At 62.0% G+C, this 15,693-nt stretch carries 15 protein-coding genes and 1 pseudogene; 8 read left to right on the top strand and 8 right to left on the bottom strand.

Annotation, left to right across the window (positions count from 1 at the left end):
- Positions 1 to 115: 115 nt before the first annotated feature.
- Positions 116 to 256, top strand: a pseudogene (locus D0T21_RS29305) (ATP-binding protein); the annotation flags it as partial.
- Between the two features lie 621 nt (positions 257 to 877).
- On the opposite strand, the gene D0T21_RS29300 reads toward D0T21_RS29305, so the two are convergent.
- From D0T21_RS29300 to D0T21_RS29275, 6 genes are all read right to left on the bottom strand, one after another.
- The gene (locus D0T21_RS29300; protein ID WP_116993294.1) at positions 878 to 1,264 is read right to left on the bottom strand and encodes a VOC family protein; all 387 of its coding nucleotides are present in this window, start codon (positions 1,262 to 1,264) and stop codon (positions 878 to 880) included.
- A gap of 10 nt (positions 1,265 to 1,274) precedes the next feature.
- Positions 1,275 to 1,700, bottom strand: a complete 426-nt coding sequence (locus D0T21_RS29295) for a VOC family protein (protein ID WP_116993295.1) — start codon at positions 1,698 to 1,700, stop codon at positions 1,275 to 1,277.
- A 118-nt stretch (positions 1,701 to 1,818) separates the two neighbouring features.
- Entirely contained in the window at positions 1,819 to 2,604 is a 786-nt protein-coding gene (locus tag D0T21_RS29290; RefSeq protein ID WP_116993296.1) for a LytTR family DNA-binding domain-containing protein, read from the bottom strand.
- A complete protein-coding gene (locus tag D0T21_RS29285) occupies positions 2,601 to 3,530 on the bottom strand; it encodes a sensor histidine kinase (protein ID WP_116993297.1) in 930 nt (309 codons plus the stop codon). Before D0T21_RS29285 ends, D0T21_RS29290 begins: the two co-directional genes overlap by 4 nt.
- Complete coding sequence (locus D0T21_RS29280; protein ID WP_116993298.1) at positions 3,527 to 3,793, bottom strand: hypothetical protein; 267 nt, start codon at positions 3,791 to 3,793, stop codon at positions 3,527 to 3,529. Before D0T21_RS29280 ends, D0T21_RS29285 begins: the two co-directional genes overlap by 4 nt.
- Positions 3,794 to 3,922: 129 nt before the next feature.
- A complete protein-coding gene (locus D0T21_RS29275) occupies positions 3,923 to 4,495 on the bottom strand; it encodes a GNAT family N-acetyltransferase (protein ID WP_116993299.1) in 573 nt (190 codons plus the stop codon).
- A gap of 146 nt (positions 4,496 to 4,641) precedes the next feature.
- Between D0T21_RS29275 and D0T21_RS29270 the strand changes: the two genes are divergently transcribed.
- On the top strand, positions 4,642 to 5,727 hold the full coding sequence (locus tag D0T21_RS29270) for an FxDxF family PEP-CTERM protein (protein WP_229211683.1): 1,086 nt from the start codon (positions 4,642 to 4,644) through the stop codon (positions 5,725 to 5,727).
- A 111-nt stretch (positions 5,728 to 5,838) separates the two neighbouring features.
- Positions 5,839 to 6,723 (top strand): FxDxF family PEP-CTERM protein, encoded by an 885-nt coding sequence (locus D0T21_RS29265; protein WP_229211682.1) that lies wholly within the window; start codon positions 5,839 to 5,841, stop codon positions 6,721 to 6,723.
- Here the strand turns inward: D0T21_RS29265 and D0T21_RS29260 are convergent.
- Together D0T21_RS29260 and D0T21_RS29255 are read right to left on the bottom strand one after the other, a co-directional pair.
- Positions 6,686 to 7,366 carry a TetR/AcrR family transcriptional regulator gene (locus D0T21_RS29260; RefSeq protein ID WP_116993301.1) on the bottom strand — a complete coding sequence of 227 codons (681 nt, stop codon included), beginning with the start codon at positions 7,364 to 7,366 and terminating at the stop codon, positions 6,686 to 6,688. The two genes, D0T21_RS29265 and D0T21_RS29260, sit on opposite strands and share 38 nt — an antisense overlap.
- Complete coding sequence (locus D0T21_RS29255; RefSeq protein ID WP_116993302.1) at positions 7,348 to 8,823, bottom strand: PLP-dependent aminotransferase family protein; 1,476 nt, start codon at positions 8,821 to 8,823, stop codon at positions 7,348 to 7,350. Before D0T21_RS29255 ends, D0T21_RS29260 begins: the two co-directional genes overlap by 19 nt.
- A 203-nt stretch (positions 8,824 to 9,026) precedes the next feature.
- Here D0T21_RS29255 and D0T21_RS29250 point away from each other — a divergent pair, with 203 nt between their 5' ends.
- The 5 genes from D0T21_RS29250 to preA are packed head-to-tail and all read left to right on the top strand — an operon-like array spanning position 9,027 to position 15,691.
- The gene (locus D0T21_RS29250) at positions 9,027 to 10,343 is read left to right on the top strand and encodes an aspartate aminotransferase family protein (protein ID WP_116993303.1); all 1,317 of its coding nucleotides are present in this window, start codon (positions 9,027 to 9,029) and stop codon (positions 10,341 to 10,343) included.
- A gap of 13 nt (positions 10,344 to 10,356) precedes the next feature.
- Complete coding sequence (ald, locus tag D0T21_RS29245; RefSeq protein ID WP_116993304.1) at positions 10,357 to 11,472, top strand: alanine dehydrogenase; 1,116 nt, start codon at positions 10,357 to 10,359, stop codon at positions 11,470 to 11,472.
- Positions 11,473 to 11,494: 22 nt separating this feature from the next.
- Complete coding sequence (locus D0T21_RS29240) at positions 11,495 to 12,997, top strand: CoA-acylating methylmalonate-semialdehyde dehydrogenase (protein WP_116993305.1); 1,503 nt, start codon at positions 11,495 to 11,497, stop codon at positions 12,995 to 12,997.
- A gap of 28 nt (positions 12,998 to 13,025) precedes the next feature.
- Positions 13,026 to 14,396 (top strand): NAD(P)-dependent oxidoreductase, encoded by a 1,371-nt coding sequence (locus D0T21_RS29235; RefSeq protein ID WP_116993306.1) that lies wholly within the window; start codon positions 13,026 to 13,028, stop codon positions 14,394 to 14,396.
- Positions 14,396 to 15,691, top strand: a complete 1,296-nt coding sequence (preA, locus tag D0T21_RS29230; protein WP_116993307.1) for an NAD-dependent dihydropyrimidine dehydrogenase subunit PreA — start codon at positions 14,396 to 14,398, stop codon at positions 15,689 to 15,691. Before D0T21_RS29235 ends, preA begins: the two co-directional genes overlap by 1 nt.
- Positions 15,692 to 15,693 lie beyond the last annotated feature (2 nt).

The following is a 15,693-nucleotide window of genomic DNA, read 5'->3' as shown; positions in this document are numbered from 1 at the left end:
TTGAAACAGATCCATGAAGACCTGAGAGAGCTCGGTTATGAAGGGTCATACGACCGCGTAGCAGCGTTTGCCAGGCAGTGGAAGGCGGGTCAAACAGAGTGGGTCATTTCTGCGAGCAAACGAACAGACAGCACTTCTTGATCGGCTCACTCATCACTGCCACATCGTTGAGACCGGTAATGACAGCTACCGATTTAAAAACAGTTCACCGCAGCCACTTGGAAAAGGGAGAAGATCCAGACTCAGCGCAGACTGAGATTTTCAGGACAAGAACGGGTCGGAATTCAATGCAAATCCCGGGTCAAGGTTCAGCGCAATTGAACACATCTGTTGCACAATTGGAGCAACACGGCTAGGCCGATCCCTTTGAACGCAAGTAGCTGCTTATCACTTGCCTGATAGATTGTCGTGTGGTGGGGAACTTTGTCGCAGTGCATGCGCCGAACACAATTCGCAGCATTGCATCGCTCAACCTGCTGCCGACCGCTGACGTAGCCGGTGCCGCGAACGAAAGTGGGTGATGTCCGAAACGATTCTCGATGTAGGGCATCACAACGAATTGAGGTGGCAGCGCGAAAACCCTGAAAACCAACGCTGTCCAGCTTGGATCATTCCTCTTCATCGCCATGCCGGGCGAGCGCTACCGGTGTTACGGCAAACGCCGTCTGCCAAGCAAGTTCCTCGTGCGTGTCAACTCTTCGATGCTATGCACTTCATAACCGGAAAACGATCGAAGGCCTACGGTATTTCAATGCTTACGTTGATCGAGGTTAGCCTGGTTGGACAGGGAATTGATAGCCTCATCGGCAGGGACCTGCTGAACCGTTGGACGTGTATTTACAACGGCACAGCAGCCTCGTTTGCCTTGTGCTACTAGCTACGTCGCCTTGTCGTCGGCTTGCATCATGCCGAAGATGTTGCCGTCGAGGTCCTTGGCGTAGGCCAGCCAGCCGATGCCGGGGATGGGCATCTTCGGCACCACCACTTCCGCCTTCAGCGCGGCCACCTGCGCCAGCGTGTCGTCCAGCTGCTCGACATCGACCGTGCAGACGAAGGCGTTCACGCTCTGCATCGCCGCGGGCGCTGAACCCTGGCGCGGCAGCAGGCCGCCGTTGATGCCGCGCTGCAATGGATCGCCCGTGTCGATCAGCCAGTATTCGCCGCCTTCCCACTTGTTGAAACTCCAGCCGAACAGCGTGCCGTAAAAATCGATCAGCACCTGCGGTTGGCTGGCCTGGATTTCAAAATGTACCGGACGTCCCATGGTCTGCTCCTCAATCCGCCGGATCGTAAGTGCCGATGCTCCAGATGTGGCCCTCGGGGTCGCGGCAGGTGAAGCCGCGTCCGCCGTATTCCTCATCCTTGATCTCGAGCAGGATCTCGCCGCCGGCCTGCTTCACGTTGTCGTACACCTTGTCGGCGTCGTTGACGACCAGGTAGGAACTCTGCGTGTTGAATTGGCCGATCTCGGAAGGCTGCTTCATCAGGCGGCCGAACTCGGTGTCGAACACCGAACCGAGCATGATCATGCCGTTGCCGAAACTGAGTTGCGCGTGGGCGATGCTGCCGTCTTCGTTCGGCACCACCAGCGTCGCTTCAAAGCCGAAAGTGGTGCACAGCCAGTCGATGGCGGCTGGCGCGTCGCGGTAGCGCATGCATGGAATGACGTTGCTGCGCGTTTGCTTGGGTATGCTGGACATTGTTTTCTCCCTGTCGTGGTATGGAACAGATTCGATCAATATTTACCCCCATCCGTTCGGCGGCCTGATGCGCCGGAACGATGCAAGAAAGTATATATTGATAACGATCAGACGGAGATTACATTTGCTGGAATAAGTGGGTATTTCCGCGGCTGACTTCCAGCTGTTCGTCGAAGTTGCGGATCTTCACCATCTGCCGTCCGCGCAAGTCGCGCGTGACTTCTTCGATGGCATCGACCCGCACCAGCGTCGAGCGGTGGATGCGCCAGAATTCGTCCGGGTCCAGTTCGTCGGCCAGCTCCTTCAGCGTTTTGCGTATCAACACCTCCGCCTGCGCGGTCTGTACCCGTGTGTACTTTTCATCGGCGCGGAAGAACAGCACTTCGCGCGTACTGATCATGCGCAGGTTGCTGCCGACCACCGCCTGAATCCAGCGCAGGTAGTCCGGCTTGGCGGTCGGCTTGCTCTGGCTGGACAACAACTGGCTCAGCTGCCGCTCGATGTTGGACGGCTGCTGGCCGATCAGCGATTGCAGGCGCGCGCAGGTGGTCTTCAGGCGCTCGCCGCCGGCCGGCTTCAGCAGATAATCGAGCGCGCCCTGTTCGAAGGCTTCGATCGCATATTGATCGTAGGCCGTCACGAACACCAGGTGGCAGCGGTTGAACAGCATGCGCGCCGCCTCGATGCCGGACAGGCCGGGCATGCGGATGTCGAGGAACACGATGTCCGGCTGGTACTGGCCGGCCAGCGCCACGGCCTCGATGCCGTTGGCCGCCTCGGCGACGATCTCCAGTCCCGGCCACGCTTCCAGCAGGCGCGCGCGCAGCTGGCGGCGCATCGGTTCCTCGTCGTCGGCGATCAGCGCGGTGGCGCGGCGCTGGCCGCCCGGTGTGGCGATATTCATTTCGAGCCTCCGGCGAAAATATCCGGCGCATAGGGTATGCGAACGCTGGCGCGGGTGCCGCCCGTCAGCGGCGCTTCGATCACCAGCTGCGCGCGGTTGCCGTACAGGATGCGCAAGCGCTCGCGCACATTGGCCAGGCCGATGCCGTCGCCGGCATGGATGTTGAAACCGATGCCGTCGTCCAGCACGTCCACTTGCAGCATGGCGCCGTCGACGCTGGCGCGGATGTCGATGCGGCCGCCTTCGATCTTCGGTTCCAGTCCGTGCTTGATGGCGTTCTCGATCAGGATCTGCAGCATCATCACGGGGAAGGTGGCGCTCAGCATTTCCGGCGGCACGTCGACCGACACCGCCAGCCGCGCGCCCATGCGCGCCTGCATGATGGCCAGGTAGGCGCGCGACATCTCGATCTGCCGGCCCAGCGTGCCGCTGCCCTTGGCGCGCATCTGCGGCAAGGTGGCGCGCAGGTAGTCGATCAGGTTCTGGTGGATGCGGGCTGCCTGCGGCGGATCGGTCTCGATCAGCTGGCCGATCAGCGCGAGCGTGTTGAACAGGAAGTGCGGTTCGACCTGCGCCTGCAGGGCCGCCATGCGCGCTTCGATCACGCGCCGCTCCATGCCTTCCTCGTCGGCCTGGCTGGTGGCGTCGCGCGCTTCGATCTCGGCCTTGCGCTTGCCGCCGGCCAGCACCTTCAGGCCCAGCGACAGCGCGATGAAGGCGACGGTCTGCTTGGGCAGGCCGAACGGCGTCAGGCCGAACAGCAGCAACAGCAGCCACACCATCATCAGCTTGCGCCATTCCACCTGCGCCAGCCAGTCGAAGAAACGCCACCACATGCTGGTGGCCGTTTCGCCGATCTCGCGGATGATGTCGAGCAGGCTCTTGGCGTTGTCGTAGCCGGCCTTGGCCAGCCCTCGTTTTTTCATTGTTCGTGCTCCTGGCGACGGCGCTGGCGGCGGCCGCCGACCACGCAGGCGCCGACGGCGATCTTCAGCACCAGGAAGAAGGCGAACAGCACCATCGCCAGCGGCAGGATGGTCAGGATGAAGGCCAGGATCAGCGCGGTGCCCAGCAGCGCGGGCGGCGACATGCGCTGCACCAGCCGCACGCCGTAGCGCACGGTCTGCGCGAAGGCGCGGAAGATTTCTTCCATCAAATCCATCACGGCCTGGCTGTTCAATTTACTCATTTGGAACTCCATCAAAATCGTTGCGATGGAATCACTGTAGCAAAGCCCTCAGGCGCGCTGTTGCGGATTCCGATCAACTGCGGTTTGAGCGGGATGGCCGGTTATTCCAGAGGATAAGCGGCGGCCAAATCAGTGCTGCTGTGTAATGACCGTTGCACGATCCCAGTCGCTGCGCAGCAGGCCGTAGATCACGCTGTCCGAGATCTCGCCGCTGACGAACCAGCGCTCGCGCAGCAAGCCTTCGCGCTGGAAGTGCAGGCCTTCCAGGATGCGGCCCGAGGCAATGTTGTCGGGATGGATATCGGCTTCGATGCGGTGCAGTTCCAGCGGGCCGAAGCCATAGGCGATCAGCGCGGCCAAGGCTTCCTGCATGTAGCGCTTGCCCCAGTGCGGCTGCGCCAGCATGTAGCCGATGTCGCAGCGATGGTTGCGGCGGTCGAAGGCGTACAGCGTGACGGTGCCGATCAGCTCGCCGTCCGGCAGCACCATCGCCAGGCGCAGCGCGCTGCCGTCCTGGTAGGCCTTGAGGGTTTGCTCGATGTTGTCGACGGCCTGGGCGGCGTGCAGCCACGGGCCGCTGCTCCAGTAGCGCAGCGCGACGGGATCGGAGAACAGGCGGAACATGGCGTCGGCATCGCCGATGTCAACGAAGCGCAGGGTCAGGCGGGCGGTTTGCAACTGGAAGGGTTCAAAGCTGGACATGCTGGTTCTTCTGCTGATAGACGGCCTGTCAGCTTAGCTGATTTCATACGGCCGTTGGTGATTTTCATAACACTGACAACAGGAAATAATGATATTCTAAAAACAATATATATTAATCTTCTAATATCCCCTCCAAGGACCGCTCCATGATCGCTCGCACCTGCATCGCCATTGCCGCCGCAACCCTATTGTCTGGAACGGCCTGCGCAGCTCCGCTGACCGCCACCCAGATGCTGCAACAGTTCAACGTTGTCGTCAGTGGCAACCTGACCTCGACCTCGCATGTGGACGGCCGCGCCTATGTGGGCCTGGACGCCCATGGCGGCGATTACGTGCAGCACGCCGGCGATACGCCGGCCTCGGCCTATGCCGGCCTGACCGTGGGCGGCACCCTCAGCGGCAACGTGCATGTGAACGCGCTGGGCCTGGTCACCGGCGGCGACGCCAACGGCATCAACGTCAATTCCGGCGCGTCGTATGTGGGCGGCTCGGCCGCCGGTTCCAGCTTCAATGGCGCGGCCTGGGTCAGCGGCAGCGCCAGCAGCGTCAACTTCAACGGCGCCGGCCATGCAACCAGCTACGTCAACACCAATAACAACAACGTGCTCAACGCGCCGACCAGCCTGATGAACAGCACGCTGGTGGCTTCGACCTCGACCAATTTCGGCGCGCTGATGAGCGGGCTGTCGAGCCAACTGTCGGCGCTGCACGCGACGGCCGGCACCTCGGTCGCATACAGCAACAACGACAGCAACGTGCTGCTGAGCGGCACCGCCGTCAATGGCGTGCTGGTGTTCGACCTGACCCATGAGGACAGCAAGATCTTCTCGAGCAAGGTGACGGACATTTCGTTCAACCTGGGCGGCGCCACCACGGTGATCTTCAACACCGACGACAGCAACCTGAGCCTGAACGCCAATTTCAACCAGGCGCAGGCCCTGGGCAGCAAGCTGATCTGGAACTTCGCCGGCCATGACACCAGCGTCACCGTCGGCCGCACCTTTGGCGGCCAGGTGCTGGTGGCCGATGGCAGCTTCAGCAACGTCGGCGGCGCCAATGTCGAAGGCGGGGTGTTCGCCAAGACGCTGAATCAGTTCGGCGAGATCCACCTCCAGAGTTTCACCGGTTCGGTGCCGACCACGCCGGTGCCGGAACCGGAAACCTATGCCATGTTGTTGGCCGGCCTGGGCTTGATGGGGCTTGTGCTGCGCCGCCGCAAACAGCAAGGTTGAAAGTGCTTTGTGGCAACGAAACGTGATATACTTGAAGTAATTTAATTTGCTATCAAGGAACTATTCATGGTCGCTGTCACGAAAACCGCTGTTTCCGCTGTCGTTCTTGCAATGGCTACCCTGGGTAGCGCGCAGGCTGCCGTGCTGGATCTGGGGCTGCATGGCGCCAATGTATTCTCCTTCACCGATTTCAAGGCCCCCAGCGCCGACGTCGAAGGCGCCATCATGGCCGGTCGCGATGTCCAGCTGGCCAATTACTCCGTCAACGCCAACAATGTCGACGCTTTCGGCAGCTATTCGCTGATCGCCGGCCGCGACCTCAAATTCACCAGCGGCTCGATCAAGAACGGCGACACCTTTGTCGGCGGCAAAGCCAGCCTGACCCAGAGCGTCGATGTGTACTCGAAGATCAAGACCGGCGCCGCGCCCGTCAACATGACTGCGCTGGCCGGCCAGTTGAAAACCACCTCGACTTCGCTGTCGAAGCTGTCCACCACCGGCACCGCCACCGAGCAGTGGGGCGGCCTGAACATCGCCGGCAGCAAGAAGGGCGTGGAAGTGATCGACATCGACGCCAAGACGCTGTCGAAAGTCACCTACTTCAACTTCAGCAACCTGACCGCCGGCTCCACGCTGATCCTGAACGTCAGCGGCGACAAGGGCAGCTTCAACGGCGGCTACCAGGGCTTCGAGAACTACAACGTATTGTTCAACTTCTACCAGGCGACCGACCTCGGCGTCCACACCGGCCTGACCGCCAACATCCTGGCGCCGTTGGCCAGCGTCACCGGCGGCAGTGGTGTCATCAACGGCAATGTGATCGTCGATTCGTGGAGCTCGTCGGTGCAGATCAACGCCAACCACTTCTTCAATCCGATCAACGTGGCGGGCTACGTCACTCCCGTGCCGGAACCGGAAACCTATGCCATGCTGCTGGCCGGCCTGGGCCTGGTGGGCTTTATGGCGCGCCGTCGCAAGCAGGCTGCGGCACGCTGATCGCCGACAGCACCATATCGACGATGACCTTCTCGGCATCGTCGAAGTCCTTCCTGGTGAGCTGCTTGCGGTTCAACACCAGCGCCATCTGCGCCGAAAAGTCCGCATAGGACTGCGTCATCGCCCAGATGGCGAACAGCAGGTGCGTCGCGTTGATCGGCGCAATCTTCCCCTCGCTGATCCACTTCTCGAACACCTCGATATCCTTGCGCACCAGCGGCACCACGCGGTTCTGGATCTGCGCGCCGTACATCTGCGCGCCGCTGATCACCTCCATCGCATACACGCGCGAGGCCCAAGGCTGCTCGCGCGAGAATTTCAGCTTGGCCTGCACGTAGGTGCGCAACACGTCGCGCGGATCCTGGTCGCCGGCGGCCAGGTTTTCCATCCGCTCCAGCCACTCGTCCAATACCTCGTCCAGCACGCGCTGGTACAGCGCCTGCTTGGTGGGGAAGTAGTACATCAGGTTCTGCTTCGACAGGCCGGCGTTCTCCGCCACGGTGGCGATCGAGGTGCCTTCGTAGCCGCATTCGGCGAACACCCGCACCGCCTCGGCGGCGATGTCGGCTTCCAGTTTGTCGCGATTGAGAACGCGCCGTTTGATCTTCGGCGCTGGCTCGGCATTCAGTTTTGCTGTCGGCATGTGAGTCTCAGGAAGGTCAGGAGTTGAGGGTGGTCGGTGTAGGCTACGTTGAAGCGGAACCAGATCGATTCCGGCGCGCGCAGCATGAAGAAATCGCACGGCGACAGCAGGATGCCGGACTTGAGCGCCAGGTCGGCGATGATCTTGCCGTTCCAGTCGGCGCTGGGCGCGTCGCTCCAGCCGGCGCTGACGAACATGCCGCCGCGCGGCCTGGCCAGTGGCTCCATGCCGACGCTGCGCAGGCTGTCGATGGCGCGTTCGCGGCCGGCCTCCAGCTGGGCGGCCAGCTTGTCCACCATGCGCTTGTAGGGCCGCGCGGTGATGGCGTGGTACACGGCGCGCTCGTTGATCTCGGAGGTGGTCAGGCCGGCCAGCATCTTCACCCGCAGCAGCTCGGGGATCAGCGAGGCCGAGGCGCAGATCGAACCGACGCGCAGCACCGGCGACAAGGTCTTGGAGAAGCTGCCGACGCGGATCACGCGCCGCAAGCCGTCCATCGCCGCCAGCGAGGCTTCGCCGCGTGGCGCCAGCTCGCGGTAGATGTCGTCCTCCACCAGCCAGAAATCGAACTGCTCGGCGAGACCCAGCAGGCGGTGCGCCTGTGCCACGCTGAGCGAGGTGCCCAAGGGGTTTTGCAGCACCGTGTTGACGAACATGAGCTTGGGTTGGGTCTGCGCGGCCTGCTTCGCCAGCGTGTCGAAATCGAGGCCATGCTCGCCGCGCGGAATGCCGACTGGTACGCAGCCGTGGTGGCGTATCAGCGACAGCAGGTTGCTGTAGCCGGGATCTTCGACGAACACCGTGTCGCCCGGCTTGGTCAGCGTGCGCAGGATCAGGTCGAAGGCGTGGGTGGCGCCGTGAGTCAGCAGCACCTGTTCCGGTTCGACCGGGAACAGCTCGTCACTCAAGGTGGACGACAGCTGTTGGCGCAGCGACGGGAAGCCCAGCGGATGGCCGTAGCCGCGCAGCCGGTTGGCGGGTATGCGCATCGCATGGCGCACGGCGTCGAGGATGGTGTCCTCGCCATACCACTCGGGCGGCAGCCAGCCGGCGCCCACGGCCAGCGCGTCCGAAGTGCCAGAATACAGGTCGGGGGTGAGGGCATCGATGGCGGTCGGCGTGGCTTGCAAGGTCGACGGCAACAGCGTTGCGGGAACGTCCTGGCGGGCCACAAAATAGCCGGAACCGCGGCGCGATGACAACAACCCCAATGTCACCAGGCGGTCATAGGATTCGACAACTGTAAAGGTACTGATGCCATTACACTTCGCAAATTGCCGCACAGACGGCATTTTCGTTCCTATGCGCAACTCCCGACGGCCCACCATCGCGCTGATGGCCGAGACGATCTGGTCGACCAGGCTGCCCTTCTTGCTGCGCTCTATGGCGAGCACGGGCCAGCCCACCGTTCCGGGCGGGCAGTCGGCTTGATCGATCGCAGGATTCGCTAGCTCCATCCTTGACTCCACTTAAAGCGTAAAGCAAAACTGTAGTGTTTTTGTTGCCAGTACGGTTGGGCAGTTTTGATATTTGTGTATCTGTGCCATAGTTGTTGCGCTGTCTATTATTGCATCATCATTTTGCCAACTGGTAAATTTTTTTACGGTTCGTCAAAAAAATCCATACGTTTGCGAGCAAACTGTTACTCTAGGAGATGAGCATGAACGAATCCAGACCTGAATCGATGGCGTCCTTCTGGATGCCCTTCACGAACAACCGCGATTTCAAAGCCCATCCGCGCCTGCTGGTGTCGGCGGAAGGCATGTACTACAAGGACGTCGACGGCAACAGCATCCTGGACGGCACCGCCGGCCTGTGGTGCGTACCTTGCGGCCACGCGCAGCCGAAGATCGTCGCCGCCGTGCGCGAGATGGTGGGCCAGCTTGATTTCGCGCCGACCTTCCAGATGGGCCACCCGGCCGCCTTCGACCTGGCCGAAAAGCTGATGGAGTACACCAACCACAAATTCGGCCACGTGTTCTACACCAACTCCGGTTCTGAAGCGGTGGACACGGCGCTGAAGATCGCGCTGGCGTACCACAAGGCGCGCGGTGAAGCGAGCCGCACGCGACTGATCGGCCGCGAACGCGGCTACCACGGCGTCGGCTTCGGCGGCATCTCGGTGGGCGGCATCGCCGGCAACCGCAAGCCTTACGGCGTGATGCTGCCCGGCGTCGATCACCTGCCGCACACGCACAATCTGGAGAAGAACGCCTACACGCGCGGCGAGCCTGAATACGGCACCGAGCTGGCCGACGAACTGGAACGCATCGTCGCGCTGCACGACGCATCGACCATCGCCGCCGTGATCGTCGAACCGGTGGCCGGTTCCACCGGCGTGCTGATACCGCCTAAGGGTTACCTGAAGCGCTTGCGCGAGCTGTGCACCAAGCACGGCATCCTGCTGATCTTCGATGAAGTCATCACGGGCTTCGGCCGTTTGACGACGCCGTTCGCGGCCGACTACTTCGACGTCGAGCCGGACATGATGACCACCGCCAAAGGCCTGACCAACGGCGTGATTCCGATGGGCGCGGTGTTCAGCAAAAAATTCATCCACGACGCCTTTATGGAAGCGCCGGCCGGCATTGAGCTGTTCCACGGCTACACCTACTCGGGCCACCCGGTCGCCTGCGCCGCCTCGCTGGCGACGCTGGAAGTGTTCAAGGAACAGAAGATCCTCGAACACGCCGCCGGCATGGCCGAATACTGGGCCGACGCGGTGCATTCGCTCAAAGGCCTGCCGCACGTGATCGACATCCGCACTATCGGCCTGATCGCCGGCATCGAGCTGGCGCCTATCGCCGGCAAGCCGGGCGCGCGGGCATTCGCCGCCTTCAAGCAGGCCTTTGCTGACGGCGTTTTGATACGTACGACGGGCGACATCATCGCCCTGTCGCCGCCGTTGGTACTGGAGAAAAAACACATTGACGAACTTTTTGGAAAGCTGACGACGGTACTTAAAAACTTAAACTAACGAGGAGAACACCATGCTGGTAGGCGTCCCAAAAGAGATCAAAAACCAGGAGTCCCGCGTTGGCCTTACCCCGGCCAGCGTGAAGGAACTCGTATTGCGTGGCCATCAAGTACTTGTGCAGAAAAACGCCGGCGTCGCCATCGGTTTGAGCGATGCGATGTATGAAGGCGCCGGCGCAACCATCGTCGAAGCTGCGGCCGAAATCTTCGCCCGCGCCGAGATGATCGTCAAAGTAAAGGAACCGCAGCCGGAAGAATGCGCGATGCTGCGCAAGGGGCAGATCCTGTACACCTATCTGCACCTGGCGCCGGACCCGGAACAAACCAAGGCGCTGGTGGAATCGGGCGCGGTCTGCATCGCCTACGAAACCATCACCGGCGCCAACGGCGGCTTGCCGCTGCTGGCGCCGATGAGCGAAGTGGCGGGGCGCATGTCGATCCAGGCCGGCGCCGCGCACCTGGAAAAATCCAAGGGCGGCATGGGCCTGTTGCTGGGCGGCGTGCCGGGCGTGGCGCCGGGCCATATCGCCATCATCGGCGCCGGCGTGGTCGGCACCAATGCCTTGCAGATGGCGGTCGGCATCGGCGCGCGCGTGACGATTTTGGACAAGAACATCGACCGCCTGCGCCAGCTGGATCTGATCTACGGCAACCGCATCTCGACCATGTATTCGAATGCTCACTCGATCGAGGAAGCGGTGCTCGACGCGGACCTGGTGATCGGCGGCGTGCTGGTGCCCGGCGCCGCTGCGCCCAAGCTGGTGACCAAGGAAATGATCGCGCGCATGAAGCCGGGCGCGGTGGTGGTGGACGTCGCCATCGACCAGGGCGGATGTTTTGAAACCTCGCACGCCACCACGCACGAGAAGCCGACCTACGTGGTCGACGGCGTGATCCACTACTGCGTGGCCAACATGCCGGGCGCCGTCGCCCGCACGTCGACCTTCGCATTGAATAACGCAACCATCGGCCACGCGGTGGCGCTGGCCGACAAGGGCTGGCAGAAAGCGCTGAAAGCCAATCCGCATTTGAAGAACGGTTTGAATGTCTGTCTCGGTCACGTCACCTATGAAGCGGTGGCGCACGGCCTTGGCTATACCTATGTAGACCCGGACAGCCTGCTGGGCTGATGCCGAAACTAGAAAGAACATCATGAGCAACCTGGATACCATCACCCATTTCATCAACGGCGTAAAAGTCGATACGCAAAGCGGCCGCTATGCGGACGTATTCAATCCCGCGCTGGGCGAACCGGTGGCCAGGGTCGCCCTGGGTACGACGGAAGAAGTCGATGCCGCCGTGCGCGCAGCGGAAAAAGCCTTTCCGGCGTGGTCCGCCACGCCGCCGCTGACGCGCGCCCGTGTTCTCTTCAAATACCTGCAACTGTGCCAGCAGCACACCGACGAATTCGCGGCGATGCTGACGCGTGAACACGGCAAGACCTTCGCCGATGCGCAAGGCGAAGTGGCGCGCGGCATCGAGATGGTGGAGTTCGCGGTCGGCATTCCGCAGCTGCTGAAGGGCGAATTCACCGACCAGATCTCGCGCGGCATCGACGCCTGGTCGATGCGCCAGGCGCTGGGTGTGGTGGCCGGCATCACGCCGTTCAACTTCCCGGTGATGGTGCCGATGTGGATGTTCCCGGTTGCGCTGGCATGCGGGAACACCTTTATTCTCAAGCCTTCCGAACGCGATCCATCGCCGTCGCTGCTGCATGCGCGGCTGCTGAAGGAAGCTGGTTTGCCTGATGGCGTGTTCAACGTCATCCAGGGCGACAAGGTGACTGTCGATGCGCTGCTCGATCATCCGGTGGTGCAGGCGGTGAGCTTCGTCGGCTCGACGCCGATCGCCGAATACATCTACTCGCGCGGCTGCGCTGCGGGCAAGCGCGTGCAGGCCTTGGGCGGCGCGAAGAACCACATGGTCGTCATGCCGGATGCGGACATGGAGATGACGGTCGATGCGCTGATGGGCGCGGCCTACGGTTCGGCCGGTGAGCGCTGCATGGCGATCTCCGTGGTGGTGGCGGTTGGCGATGCGGGCGACAAGATCGTCGACGCACTGGCAAAGCGCACCGCTGCACTGAAAGTGCGCGATGGTATGGCGTCGGACGCCGAAATGGGGCCTGTCGTTTCAAGCGCGGCCAAGCAGCGTATAGAGCGCCTGATTGGCGAGGGCGTGGAGCAGGGCGCGAAACTGGTGGTCGATGGACGCAACCACGTTGTAGCGGGACGCGAGAACGGCTTCTTCGTCGGCGGCACTTTGTTCGATCACGTCACGCCGGATATGACGATTTACAAGGAAGAGATTTTCGGCCCCGTGCTGTGCATGCTGCGTTCGCCGGACGTGGGCAGCGCGGTGGAGCTGATCAACCGTAACGAGTACGGCAACGGTGTGGCGATCTACACGCGCGACGGCGGCGTGGCGCGCGAGTTCGTGCGCCAGATCCAGGTCGGCATGGTGGGCGTGAACGTGCCGCTGCCGGTGCCGATGGCCTTCAACAGTTTCGGCGGATGGAAGCGCAGCCTGTTCGGCGACCATCACGCATATGGTCCCGAAGGCGTGCGTTTCTACACGCGCCACAAGGCAGTGATGCAGCGCTGGCCGAATACCGCAAGCGCTGGCGCAGAATTTGCATTCCCACAGATGAAGTAATCGCCACCACGTCTAGCCAGGAAATCGTATGATGATCGAATCTCTCAAATACATGCCCCAGCCGAAGGAAGCCAATGCCACACTGGCGGAACACTTCACTGACCTGGCACCCGCGCTGAACGCGCGCCAGGCCGCGATCGAAAGTTCGCGCTGCCTGTATTGCTACGATGCGCCGTGCACGCGCATCTGCCCGTCCGAAATCGACGTCGCCAGTTTCATCCGCAATATCCACGACGAGAACATCAACGGCGCCGCCGTCGGCATCCTCAAGCAGAACATCCTGGGTGGCAGCTGCTCGCGCGTCTGTCCGACCGAGATCCTGTGCGAAGACGCCTGCGTGCGCAATCACGATGCCGAAGGCCAGCCGGTGAAGATCGGCCTGTTGCAGCGCTATGCCATCGACAACATGACGATCACCGAGCATCCATTCGCGCGCGCCGCATCGACCGGCAAGAAGATCGCCGTGGTCGGCGCAGGTCCCGCAGGCCTGTCGTGCGCGCACCGCCTGGCGATGCTGGGCAACGACGTGGTGATCTACGAAGCGAAAGAAAAATCCGGCGGCCTGAATGAATACGGCATCGCCAAGTACAAACTGACCGATAACTTCGCGCAGAAGGAAGTCGACTTCCTGCTGCAAATCGGCGGTATCGAAATCAAGCATGGCCAGACGCTGGGCGGCAACTTGCAGCTGAAAGACCTGTACGCACAATACAGCGCCGTGTTCCTCGGCCTGGGCCTGGGCGCCAGCAAGCAGCTGGGCCTGACCGGCGAAGACGCTCCCGGCCTGCTGGCCGCCGTCGACTACATCGCCGCGCTGCGCCAGGCCGATGACCTGAGCAAGCTGCCGCTGCCTGCGCGCGCCATCGTCATCGGCGCGGGCAATACCGCGATCGATATGGCGGTGCAGATCCAGCGCCTCGGCGCGGAAGAAGTCACGCTGGTGTACCGCCGCGGCTTCGACGCGATGAGCGCCACCGAACACGAACAACACATTGCGAAAGAAAACCAGGTCCGCATGCGCACCTGGGCCCAGCCGCAGCAAGTGCTGCTGGACGAAGCGGGCCGCGTGCGCGGCATGCGCTTCGAGAAAACCGCAATCACCAACGGCCGTCTGGCTGGCACCGGTGAGACTTTCGAGATCGCGGCCGACGCGATCTTCAAAGCCATCGGCCAGAGCATGGACGAAAAGAGCATCAGTGATCCACTGGCGAAAACGCTGAAACGCGACGGTGACAAAATCCACGTCGATGATCAGTTCCGTACAGTCCTGCCGCGCATCTACGCCGGCGGCGACTGTGTGGCGCCCGGACAGGACCTGACCGTGCAGGCGGTACAGCACGGAAAACTGGCGGCACACGCCATTCATCAAGACATCAACGGTATGAAGGAGGCTGCATAATGGCTGACCTGAGCATAGAATTCTGCGGCATCAAGTCCATCAATCCGTTCTGGCTGGCCTCCGCGCCGCCGACCGACAAGGCCTACAACGTGGTGCGCGCATTCGAGGCGGGTTGGGGCGGCGTCGTGTGGAAGACGCTGGGTGAAGATCCGGCCGCAGTCAACGTATCGTCGCGCTACTCGGCGCACTACGGCAAGAACCGCGAAGTCCTCGGCTTCAACAACATCGAGCTGATTACCGACCGTTCGCTGGAAATCAATCTGCAAGAGATCACGCAGGTGAAGAAGGATTGGCCGGACCGCGTCATCATCGTCTCGCTGATGCTGCCGTGCGAAGAGAAACTGTGGGCCGATATCCTGCCGCTGGTGGAAGCCACCGGCGCCGACGGCATTGAACTTAACTTCGGCTGCCCGCACGGCATGCCGGAGCGCGGCATGGGCGCGGCCGTCGGCCAGGTTCCCGAATACGTGGAGATGGTCACGCGCTGGTGCAAGACGCACTCCAAGCTGCCGGTCATCGTCAAGCTGACACCCAACATCACCGACGTGCGCGCACCGGCGCGCGCCGCCAAGGCCGGCGGCGCCGATGCGGTCTCGCTGATCAACACCATCAACTCGATCACGCATCTGGACCTGGATCAGATGGTGGCTTTCCCGATCGTGGGCGGCGCCAGCACGCACGGCGGCTACTGCGGTTCGGCCGTCAAGCCGATCGCGCTGAACATGGTCGCCGAGATCGCGCGCGATCCGCAGACCAAGGGCTTGCCGATCTCCGGCATCGGCGGCATCGGCAACTGGCGCGATGCGGCGGAGTTCATGGCACTGGGTTCGGGCTGCGTGCAGGTTTGTACCGCCGCCATGCTGCATGGCTTCCGCATCGTTGAAGAGATGAAGGACGGCCTGTCGCGCTGGATGGACGAGAAGGGCTACAAGAGCATCAGTGAATTCGTCGGCAAGGCTGTGCCGAATACGACGGACTGGAAATACCTGGACATGAACTACCAGGTGATCGCGCAGATCAACCAGGATGACTGCATCAAGTGCGGCCGCTGCTATGTGGCGTGCGAAGACACGTCGCACCAGTCGATCGCGCAACTCATCGACGCGGCCAGCGGTGTGCGCACGTATGAAGTAATCAAGGAAGAATGCGTGGGCTGCAACCTGTGCGAAATCACCTGCCCGGTGCAGGGCTGCATCACGATGGTGCCGCAGAATACAGGCAAGCCATACATGAACTGGACGCAGGACCCGCGCAACCCGCGCGCGGAGAACATCAAGGTGACGGAAACAGTATAAAC

The sequence above is a fragment of the Duganella sp. BJB476 genome, assembly GCF_003416895.1.
Taxonomy (GTDB): Bacteria; Pseudomonadota; Gammaproteobacteria; order Burkholderiales; family Burkholderiaceae_D; genus Rugamonas.
This window is presented reverse-complemented; position numbering and strand designations above follow the sequence as displayed.

Coding starts and splice junctions, on each gene's coding strand:
- D0T21_RS29300 (WP_116993294.1), bottom strand. CDS start 1,264: ATGGGACGTCCGGTACATTTTGAAATCCAGGCCAGCCAACCGCAGGTG.
- D0T21_RS29295 (WP_116993295.1), bottom strand. CDS start 1,700: ATGTCCAGCATACCCAAGCAAACGCGCAGCAACGTCATTCCATGCATG.
- D0T21_RS29290 (WP_116993296.1), bottom strand. CDS start 2,604: ATGAATATCGCCACACCGGGCGGCCAGCGCCGCGCCACCGCGCTGATC.
- D0T21_RS29285 (WP_116993297.1), bottom strand. CDS start 3,530: ATGAAAAAACGAGGGCTGGCCAAGGCCGGCTACGACAACGCCAAGAGC.
- D0T21_RS29280 (WP_116993298.1), bottom strand. CDS start 3,793: ATGAGTAAATTGAACAGCCAGGCCGTGATGGATTTGATGGAAGAAATC.
- D0T21_RS29275 (WP_116993299.1), bottom strand. CDS start 4,495: ATGTCCAGCTTTGAACCCTTCCAGTTGCAAACCGCCCGCCTGACCCTG.
- D0T21_RS29270 (WP_229211683.1), top strand. CDS start 4,642: ATGATCGCTCGCACCTGCATCGCCATTGCCGCCGCAACCCTATTGTCT.
- D0T21_RS29265 (WP_229211682.1), top strand. CDS start 5,839: ATGGCTACCCTGGGTAGCGCGCAGGCTGCCGTGCTGGATCTGGGGCTG.
- D0T21_RS29260 (WP_116993301.1), bottom strand. CDS start 7,366: ATGCCGACAGCAAAACTGAATGCCGAGCCAGCGCCGAAGATCAAACGG.
- D0T21_RS29255 (WP_116993302.1), bottom strand. CDS start 8,823: ATGGAGCTAGCGAATCCTGCGATCGATCAAGCCGACTGCCCGCCCGGA.
- D0T21_RS29250 (WP_116993303.1), top strand. CDS start 9,027: ATGAACGAATCCAGACCTGAATCGATGGCGTCCTTCTGGATGCCCTTC.
- ald (WP_116993304.1), top strand. CDS start 10,357: ATGCTGGTAGGCGTCCCAAAAGAGATCAAAAACCAGGAGTCCCGCGTT.
- D0T21_RS29240 (WP_116993305.1), top strand. CDS start 11,495: ATGAGCAACCTGGATACCATCACCCATTTCATCAACGGCGTAAAAGTC.
- D0T21_RS29235 (WP_116993306.1), top strand. CDS start 13,026: ATGATGATCGAATCTCTCAAATACATGCCCCAGCCGAAGGAAGCCAAT.
- preA (WP_116993307.1), top strand. CDS start 14,396: ATGGCTGACCTGAGCATAGAATTCTGCGGCATCAAGTCCATCAATCCG.